Origin of the sequence: Micromonospora sp. D75, from assembly GCF_018070405.1 — a bacterium.
In the GTDB taxonomy this organism is placed as follows: domain Bacteria; phylum Actinomycetota; class Actinomycetes; order Mycobacteriales; family Micromonosporaceae; genus Micromonospora; species Micromonospora chalcea.
On the sequence record NZ_JAGPXV010000260.1, the window covers coordinates 1 to 7,738 of the forward strand.

8 protein-coding genes are annotated in these 7,738 nt (G+C 74.6%); 4 read left to right on the plus strand and 4 right to left on the minus strand.

The genetic code is table 11. The annotated features are described in order from the left end of the window. Positions 1-11: 11 nt before the first annotated feature. Complete coding sequence (locus KBX39_RS16840) at positions 12-434, minus strand: SRPBCC family protein (protein ID WP_064447173.1); 423 nt, start codon at positions 432-434, stop codon at positions 12-14. Between the two features lie 268 nt (positions 435-702). Further along, positions 703-915 (minus strand): hypothetical protein, encoded by a 213-nt coding sequence (locus KBX39_RS16845; RefSeq protein WP_043325629.1) that lies wholly within the window; start codon positions 913-915, stop codon positions 703-705. A 136-nt stretch (positions 916-1,051) separates the two neighbouring features. Here KBX39_RS16845 and KBX39_RS16850 point away from each other — a divergent pair, with 136 nt between their 5' ends. Then, positions 1,052-2,164, plus strand: coding sequence for an ATP-dependent DNA ligase (locus tag KBX39_RS16850; RefSeq protein ID WP_064447172.1), 1,113 nt, complete (start codon positions 1,052-1,054; stop codon positions 2,162-2,164). 19 nt (positions 2,165-2,183) lie between these two features. Continuing rightward, positions 2,184-3,788 (plus strand): alpha/beta hydrolase, encoded by a 1,605-nt coding sequence (locus KBX39_RS16855; protein WP_174537177.1) that lies wholly within the window; start codon positions 2,184-2,186, stop codon positions 3,786-3,788. Positions 3,789-3,839: 51 nt separating this feature from the next. Here KBX39_RS16855 and KBX39_RS16860 read toward each other — a convergent pair whose 3' ends face one another. After that, positions 3,840-5,114, minus strand: a complete 1,275-nt coding sequence (locus tag KBX39_RS16860) for a YncE family protein (protein ID WP_113971723.1) — start codon at positions 5,112-5,114, stop codon at positions 3,840-3,842. A gap of 163 nt (positions 5,115-5,277) precedes the next feature. Between KBX39_RS16860 and KBX39_RS16865 the strand changes: the two genes are divergently transcribed. Both KBX39_RS16865 and KBX39_RS16870 read left to right on the plus strand, forming a co-directional pair. Continuing rightward, positions 5,278-6,426 carry a helix-turn-helix domain-containing protein gene (locus KBX39_RS16865; RefSeq protein WP_064447170.1) on the plus strand — a complete coding sequence of 383 codons (1,149 nt, stop codon included), beginning with the start codon at positions 5,278-5,280 and terminating at the stop codon, positions 6,424-6,426. A 67-nt stretch (positions 6,427-6,493) separates the two neighbouring features. After that, the gene (locus KBX39_RS16870) at positions 6,494-6,946 is read left to right on the plus strand and encodes a GNAT family N-acetyltransferase (RefSeq protein ID WP_069089391.1); all 453 of its coding nucleotides are present in this window, start codon (positions 6,494-6,496) and stop codon (positions 6,944-6,946) included. Positions 6,947-7,004: 58 nt separating this feature from the next. Here KBX39_RS16870 and KBX39_RS16875 read toward each other — a convergent pair whose 3' ends face one another. Then, on the minus strand, positions 7,005-7,730 hold the full coding sequence (locus KBX39_RS16875) for an ABC transporter ATP-binding protein (RefSeq protein WP_210871448.1): 726 nt from the start codon (positions 7,728-7,730) through the stop codon (positions 7,005-7,007). Between the last annotated feature and the right edge of the window lie 8 nt (positions 7,731-7,738).

Genomic DNA, 7,738 nt, shown 5'->3' on the forward strand with positions numbered 1-7,738 from the left:
GGAAAAGACGGTCAGCCCTGCTCGCAGCGGCGCCTGAGCCCGTCCGCCTCCTGCCGCAGGTAGCGGCGCATCATCGAGCCGGCGAGCAAGCCGAGCAGGCCGGCCAGCGGCCCGGTCTGCACCAGGGCCAGCTCGGCCCGGGTGCGCCCGTCGCCGAGCGCGACGAGGCGGTGCTCGCCCCGGCTGCGCACGCCGGCGCTCGTGGACTCCCAGACGAACGAGTACGGCGGCTCGATCTCGGTGACCCGCCACACCGCCGGGGGCAGGCGCGGCTGCTCCAGCCGGGCGGTCGAGCCGAGCGCCAGCGGACCGGGCTCCAGCCGGCGGGCGGCGGTGACCGAGGGCGTCCACTCCGGCCAGCGCTCGACGTCGCTCTGCACCGCCCACACCCGGTCGACGTCGGCGGCGATCTCGACGGACTCGACGAACCGCATCGGCGTTCCTCCCCCGTGGACGGTCCGCTCAGGCTACGCCCGCACTCCACCCGCCCGCCGTCCCGCGCGCGCCCCGCTCCGCCCTCGCCCCGCCCCCGCTTCGTCGATCTTGGACTTAGGGTGCCCAGGATGCCCGATTGACGAACTTTACGAGGCACCACAACTCCAAGATCGGCGGCTTGCCGGGGCGGAGATGCCGGGGCGGAGGGGCAGCCGGCATTCCGTCGCTCGGCGCCGGCCGGCGGGCAGCGGGTCGCCGGGCGGAGGGTCAGGCCGCTTCGCGCAGGTCGGCCAGGGTGACCGGGGCGTAGCGCTTCAGCAGGCGTTCCAGCTCGGTGATCGAGCCGACCTCGCCGAGGACGTTCGCGCCGCCGCCGTGCTCGGCCGGATAGCGGTGCGCCAGCCGGTAGCGGTAGCGGCCACGGATCAGCTCGACGCTGACCCGCCAGCGCCCGCAGCATCCGCAGCTCCACTCCGGCACGCCGCGAAGGTAGCTCTGACCTGCGGTTTCACCATCCGGGCAGCGGTGACGAAGGCGACCGGCACGGGACACGCCGCCCGACCACCCCCGGTGATCTGCCTCACCACTGTCGGTGGGGTCTGGTTGACTGGTCGCCGTGGACCTGCCGATCAACCCTCCGGTCGAGCCGATGCTGGCCAAGAGCGTGTCCGAGCTGCCCACCGATCCCGGCCTGACCTACGAGCCGAAGTGGGACGGCTTCCGCTGCATCGTGTTCCGCGACGGTGACGAGGTCGAGCTGGCCAGCCGGGGCGGCAAGTCGATGACGCGCTACTTCCCGGAGGTGGTCGAGCAGGCGCGCCGGCAGCTCCCGCCCCGGTGCGCCGTCGACGGCGAGCTGATCGTGATCCGCCGGGACGGGCCGGGCGGGCACCCCCGGCTCGACTTCGAGCTGCTGGCCCAGCGGATCCATCCGGCCGCCTCCCGGGTGAAGCTGCTGGCCGAGACCACCCCGGCCGACTTCGTCGCGTTCGACCTGCTGGCCATCGACGACGAGCTGCTCACCGGGCAGCCCTATCCGCAGCGCCGCGAGCGGCTGGAGCAGGCGTTGTCCGGGGTGCGGCCGCCGGTGCACGTGACCCAGGTGACCACCGACCCGGAGACGGCCCGCCGCTGGTTCGAGGTGTTCGAGGGCGCCGGCCTGGACGGGCTGATCGTCAAGCCGGCCGACCTGCCGTACGAGCCGGGCAAGCGGCTCATGTTCAAGGTCAAGCACGCGCGCACCATGGACGCGGTGGTGGCGGGCTTCCGCTGGCACAAGTCCGGCCCGGTGGTGGGCTCGCTGCTGCTGGGGCTCTACGACGACCAGGGCGTGCTGCACCACATCGGCGTCAGCTCCTCGTTCACCATGGCCCGCCGCAAGGAGCTGCTGGACGAGCTGGAGCCCTACCGCGAGGTCGGCGGCGAGCACCCGTGGGTGCACGGCGACCACGAGCGCGGCCAGCGCATCCCGGGCGGGGTGAGCCGGTGGACCGGCGGCAAGAACCTGGAGTGGGAGCCGCTGCGTCCCGAGCTGGTGGTCGAGGTGGCGTACGACGCGATGGAGGGCGACCGGCTGCGGCACACCGCCCGGTTCGTGCGCTGGCGCCCCGACCGTGATCCGCGCTCCTGCGACTACGGCCAGCTCGACCGCCCGATCCGCTACGACGTCGACGAGGTGCTGCGCGGCGATCCGGCGGCGACGGTCGGTGACGCGGCCGGCCGGGCGTAGCCTGGCGGTCGACACGATCATGGAAGGCGCCCACGTGACAGGCTTCCCCGACCGGACCCGCCGGTTCCGGCCCGCCCTCGCCGCGTTCGTCGCGGCGGTGGTGCTCACCGCCGGCTGCACGCTGCCGGCGTTCGCGCCGCGCGCCGAGAGCGAGGGCGAGGCCGCCCCGCCGGGCACCGCCCCACAGTGGCGGGCCTGCCCGGAGGTGCCGAACGAGCTGGTCGGCCGGGGTGCGGCGGACATGCGCTACGACTGCGCCCGGATCGCCGTGCCGCGCAACTGGGGCACCGGGGCAACCACCGGCGCGACCGCCGGGCCGGGCGCGGGAGAGACGTTCGAGATCGCGCTGATCCGGGCCCGTTCGACAAAGCAGCGCGACCGGATCGGGTCGCTGGTGGTCAACCCCGGCGGGCCGGGGGCCTCGGGCGTGGACACCGCCGTCTACCTGTCCTTCGGTCCGGCGTTCGGCGGGCTGCCGACGTCGGTCACCGACCGGTTCGACATCGTCGGCTTCGACCCGCGCGGGGTGGCCCGGTCCAGCCCGGTCAAGTGCATCTCCGACGCCGACCTGGACGCCAGCTTCGGCTACGACCCCGACCCGGAGAGCCAGTCGTCGTTCGACGGCTTCGTCGGCCTCAACCGGCGCATCGGCGAGCGGTGCGGCGCGAAGTACGGCGACCAGCTTCCGCTCTACGGCACCGAGCAGGCGGCCCGCGACATGGACGCGGTCCGGGCGGCGGTCGGCGACGACAAGCTGACGTACCTCGGCTACTCCTACGGCACGCTGCTCGGCGCCACCTACGCCCAGCTCTATCCGCAGCGTGTGCGCGCCCTGGTGCTCGACGGCGCGGTCGACCCGCAGCAGAAGCTGATCGCCGGGTCGGAGAGCCAGGCGAAGGGCTTCGAGCGGGCGTTCGACAACTTCTCCCGCTGGTGCGCGGCGAACGCCGGCCGCTGCCCGATCGCGCCGGACGCCCGGGGTGCGGTCACCGACGCGATCGCCAAGGCGAAGACCTCCCCGGTACGCGGGCAGGACGGCCGGGAGGCGACCTCCGGCTGGGTCTTCTACGCGGTGATCTCCTCGCTCTACACCGAGCAGGGCTGGCAGGAGCTGGCCCGGGCGATCGACGAGTTGCAGGGCGGCGACCCGGCCGGCGTGTTCAAGCTGGCCGACTCGTACGCGGGCCGGGAGCCGGACGGGCACTACTCCAACCTGTTCGACGCGAACCTGGCGGTCAACTGCGCGGACGAGACCGAGAAGCCGACCCGGGAGCAGGTCCGCTCGCTGCAGTCGCAGTGGCGGCAGAAGTACCCGCTGTTCGGTCCCGCCCTCGCGGTGGGGATGCTCGGCTGCGTGGAGTGGCCCGGCGAGCGGGACCCGTATCCGACCGGCCGGGCGAACGGCGCGCCGCCGATCCTGGTGGTCGGCACCACGGGTGACCCGGCCACGCCGTACGAGCAGACGCCCGCGCTGGCCGCGATGCTGGGCGTGGGTCGGGTGCTCACCTGGGAGGGTGAGGGACACACCGCGTACCCGCAGACGCCGTGCGTGACGTCGGCGGTCGACGCGTACCTGATCTCGCTCACCGTCCCCCGGGAGGGGCTGCGCTGCCCCGCCCGGTGACGGCCCGGCCGGCGGCCGGGAGCCGGACGCCGGCCGGTCGAACGTCGGCGGTCAGCCGGCGGCCGGGGGCGTCCAGTCCTGCGGCACGTGCCCGATGCGGACGCGCTGGGGGTGGTCGCCGACCGGGACGCTCGCGACCTTCTGCCCGGTCGCGAAGTTGATCGCGGTGACCTGGTCCGCGCCGGATTCGGAGATCACGCAGTCCCGGCCGTCCCCGCTGACCGTGGCCCAGTACGGCTTGTTCGCGGGCACCAGCGGCCCCTCGCGCAGCGTGGCCCGGTCCAGCACCGTGGCGTAGTCGTCCATGGTGCCGGCGACGCAGATCCGGGCGCCGTCGGGGCTCATCGACAGGCCGTGGTGCCGGGAGTCGTTGACCCAGGTGGTGCGGTCCTCGCTGGTGGCCGGGTTCTTCGGCAGCGTGGCGATGCGGGTGATCCGGTCGGTTGCCACGTCGTACTCGACCACGCCGTTGAAGAAGGACACCTGGAAGTAGAGCCGGCTGCCGTCGGGGGTGAACACGGCCGGGCGGACCGCGTCGGAGAGGTCGCGGCGGCCGGCGGCGTCGAGGCGGTCCCGCATGTCGATGACCTTGACCACCTGGTACGTGCTGGTGTCGGCGACGGTGATCCGGCGGTCGCCCTTGGTCCAGTCGAGCCAGGGCGCGTCCAGGTCGGTGTTGACCTCGCCGATGGACATGTTCCACAGCCGGGTGCCGCCGTCGGTGTAGATGTTCTCGTGCGGCTTGTCGCCGGCGCCGAACGAGCCGAGCTGCGTTCCGGTGCGGATGTCCAGCACATGCACGGTGTTGGAGGTCGAGGCGGAGACCGCGACGCGGGTGCCGTCGGGTGACACGGCCATGTGGTCGGAGCGGTAGCCGGAGACCGGGAACCGCCAGCGCAGCGCGCCGGTGGCGAGGTCGATCGAGACGACGTCGGCGAAGCTGGGCCGGGACACCACCACCGCGCTGCCGTCCGGGGTGGTGTACATGTCGTCGACGAACTGGTCGTGGCCCTCCCCCGGGCCCTGCCGGATGCCGAGGAAGTACGCCAGTTTGATCGGGTTGAGGTAGATCTCGCGCAGCCGCGCGGCGCGGTCCGGGATGACGTTGATCCGGCCGAGCTTGGCGTAGTCACCACGGGACCGGATGACGTCGGCGGTGCCGTCCCAGTTGTTGCCGACGAACATCACCTCCTGGAGCGGGACCGCGGCGGCGGCCGGCGCGGGCGCCGTCAGCAGCGGGGCCGGGGCGACGAGGGCGAGCGCGGCCAGCACGGCGAGCGCGGCGCGGCGGCGGGGTCGGGGCGGGCGGAGTGGCACGGGGGTCATGGACGCCTCCTGGCAGCCGGTACGACATCGACGTTTCTCAGTGGCGCGAACGGTGTTACCTTGCGGTAACAACCAGGAGAGCAACCGGCCGGCCGCCGGGGCTAGGGACCGGACGCCAACGCCCGCGCGACCTGGTTGTGCCGCGACGACAACGGGAGGCGGCGTGACCCGGACCGGGAACGTCCCCACGTTCGGCACGCTGCTGCGCGACCTGTCCGCCGACCCGGCCGCCGTCGACGAGGTGGCGCGGGCGGCCCGCGTGAACTCCCCCGAGGTGGCCCGGCTGCCCGCCGACGAGGTACGCCGCCAGGTCGTCCTGCTGCTGACCAGTGGTCTCGGCGCGCTGGAACGCCACGAGGACCCGGCCGGACGGGACTTCGCCGAGGCCCGGCGGCTGGGCGCGGACCGGGCCGCGCAGGGCGTCACGGTGGCCGGGCTGCTGCGCGGGGTGCAGGCCGGACGGGACCGCGCGGTGGAGCTGGTGGTCCGGCACGGCCGGGCCGCCGGCATCCCGGACGAGGTGCTGCTGGAGGGGCTGCTCACCATCGGCCGGTACGCCGCGGCGGTGGAGCGGGCAGTGGTCGACGGGCACCGGGCCGCCGAACGGGACCTGCTCCGCACCGGCGCGGCGGCCCGGGCGCACCTGCTGCGGCGGCTGCTGCGCGACGGCCCGGCGGGCCTGCCACCGGCCGAGCTGACCCGGTTCGGGCTGCGGCCGGACGGGCGCTACCACTGCCTGGTCGCCGCGCCACCCGACCCGGTACGCGCGCACGCGCTGCACCGGCAGCTCATCCGGCACGGCGGGCTGCTCGGCACCGTCGACGACCGGCTCGCCGGGCTGCTCCCGCGACCGCCCGACGCCGTACCGGCCGACCTGCTGACGCTGGTGACGCCCGCACAGCCGCTGGCGCGGGCACCGGCCATGTACGCGCTCTGCCTGGCGGCGCTGGCCACGGCGGCGCACCGGCGGCTGCGCGGCCTGCGTCAGGTCACCGACCTGGCCGGGGAGACCGCGCTGGCCGCCCAGCCGGTCCTGGCCGAGCTGCTGCGCGGCACGCTGCTCGGCGCGCTCGACCCGGCCGACGACTTCCACCGGGACCTCGCCGGCACCGCGCTCGCCTGGCTGCACCACGGCCAGCGGCTGGACCAGACCGCCGCCGCGCTGCACGTACACCCGAACACGGTGCGCTACCGGCTGCGGCGGCTGCGGGAGCTGACCGGCGGGCCGCCGGTCGAGGAGGGCGCGCGGTGCACGGTGCCGGAGACCGTGCACTGGTGGTGGGCGTTGCGGAGTTGGCTGGACGGCGGCTGAGGCCGCCGCACCTCCTCGACGCCAGACCGGGCGACACCGGCACGAGGCGCTGTGCCAGGCTGGCCGGATGACCGAGGTGATCTTCCGGGAGGCGGTCCGCGCCGACCTGCCGGCCGTGCTCGCGCTGCTCGCCGACGACGTGCTGGGGCGTACCCGTGACCTGCCCGAGGTGGACGCGGCGTACGAGCGGGCCTTCGCCGACCTCGACGCCGATCCGCGCAACGAGCTGATCGTCGCCGACGACGGCGGGGAGTTGGTCGGCTGCTTCCAGCTCACCTACATCCCCGGGCTGGGCCGGCACGGCGCCGAGCGGTGCCTGATCGAGTCGGTGCGGGTCCGCTCCGACCGGCGCGGCCGTGGGCTGGGCGGGACGATGATGCGCTGGGCGATCGACCGGGCCCGGGAGCGCGGCTGCGCGCTGGTGCAGCTCACCACCGACAAGCAGCGCGCCGACGCGCACCGGTTCTATCGCGACCTGGGCTTCGTGGCCAGCCACGAGGGCATGAAGCTGGCGCTCTGACCGGGCCGCGACCCGGCGCCGGGCCGCCACCCGAAGGCGCGCGGCCCGGTCACCCCGGTCAGTCCTCCGGCGCCAGCCGGCCGTCGCGCAGCGTCAGCGTCCGGTCGGCCATCTCGATCAGCGCCGGATCGTGCGTGGCGACCAGCGCGGTCATCCCCCGCGCGTGCACCACCGCCCGGAGCAGGTCCATGATCGAGCGACCGGTCTCCGAGTCGAGCTGGCCGGTCGGCTCGTCGGCGATCAGCAGGTCCGGCTCGTTCGCCAGCGCCCGGGCCACCGCCACCCGCTGCTGCTGCCCGCCGGACAGCTCGTACGGGCGCTGCGCCGCGTGCCCGCCCAGCCCGACCAGCTCCAGCAGCACCGCCACCCGCTGCTCCCGCTCGGCCGCCGGCACCTTGGCCAGCCGCAGCGGCACCCCGACGTTCTCCGCCGCGGACAGGATCGGCACCAGGCCGAACGTCTGGAACACGAACCCGATCGTGCCCCGCCGCAACGCCAGCAGCTCCCGCTCGCCCGCGGCGGTGACCTCGTGCCCGGCCACCCGGATCAGGCCGGCGTCCGGGCGGTCCAGGCCGCCGACCAGGTTCAGCAGCGTGGTCTTGCCGGCGCCGGAGCGACCCCGCACCGCCACCAGCTCGCCGCGCCGCGCGGTGAACGAGACGTCCCGTACGGCGTGCACGGCGTGCTCGCCCTTGCCGAAGGTGCGGCTCACCCCCTCGACCCGGACCACGTCCTCGACTGCCGGCCCCGGCACCGCCGGCAGCACCACTGTCTGGTCGGTCATCACTCACT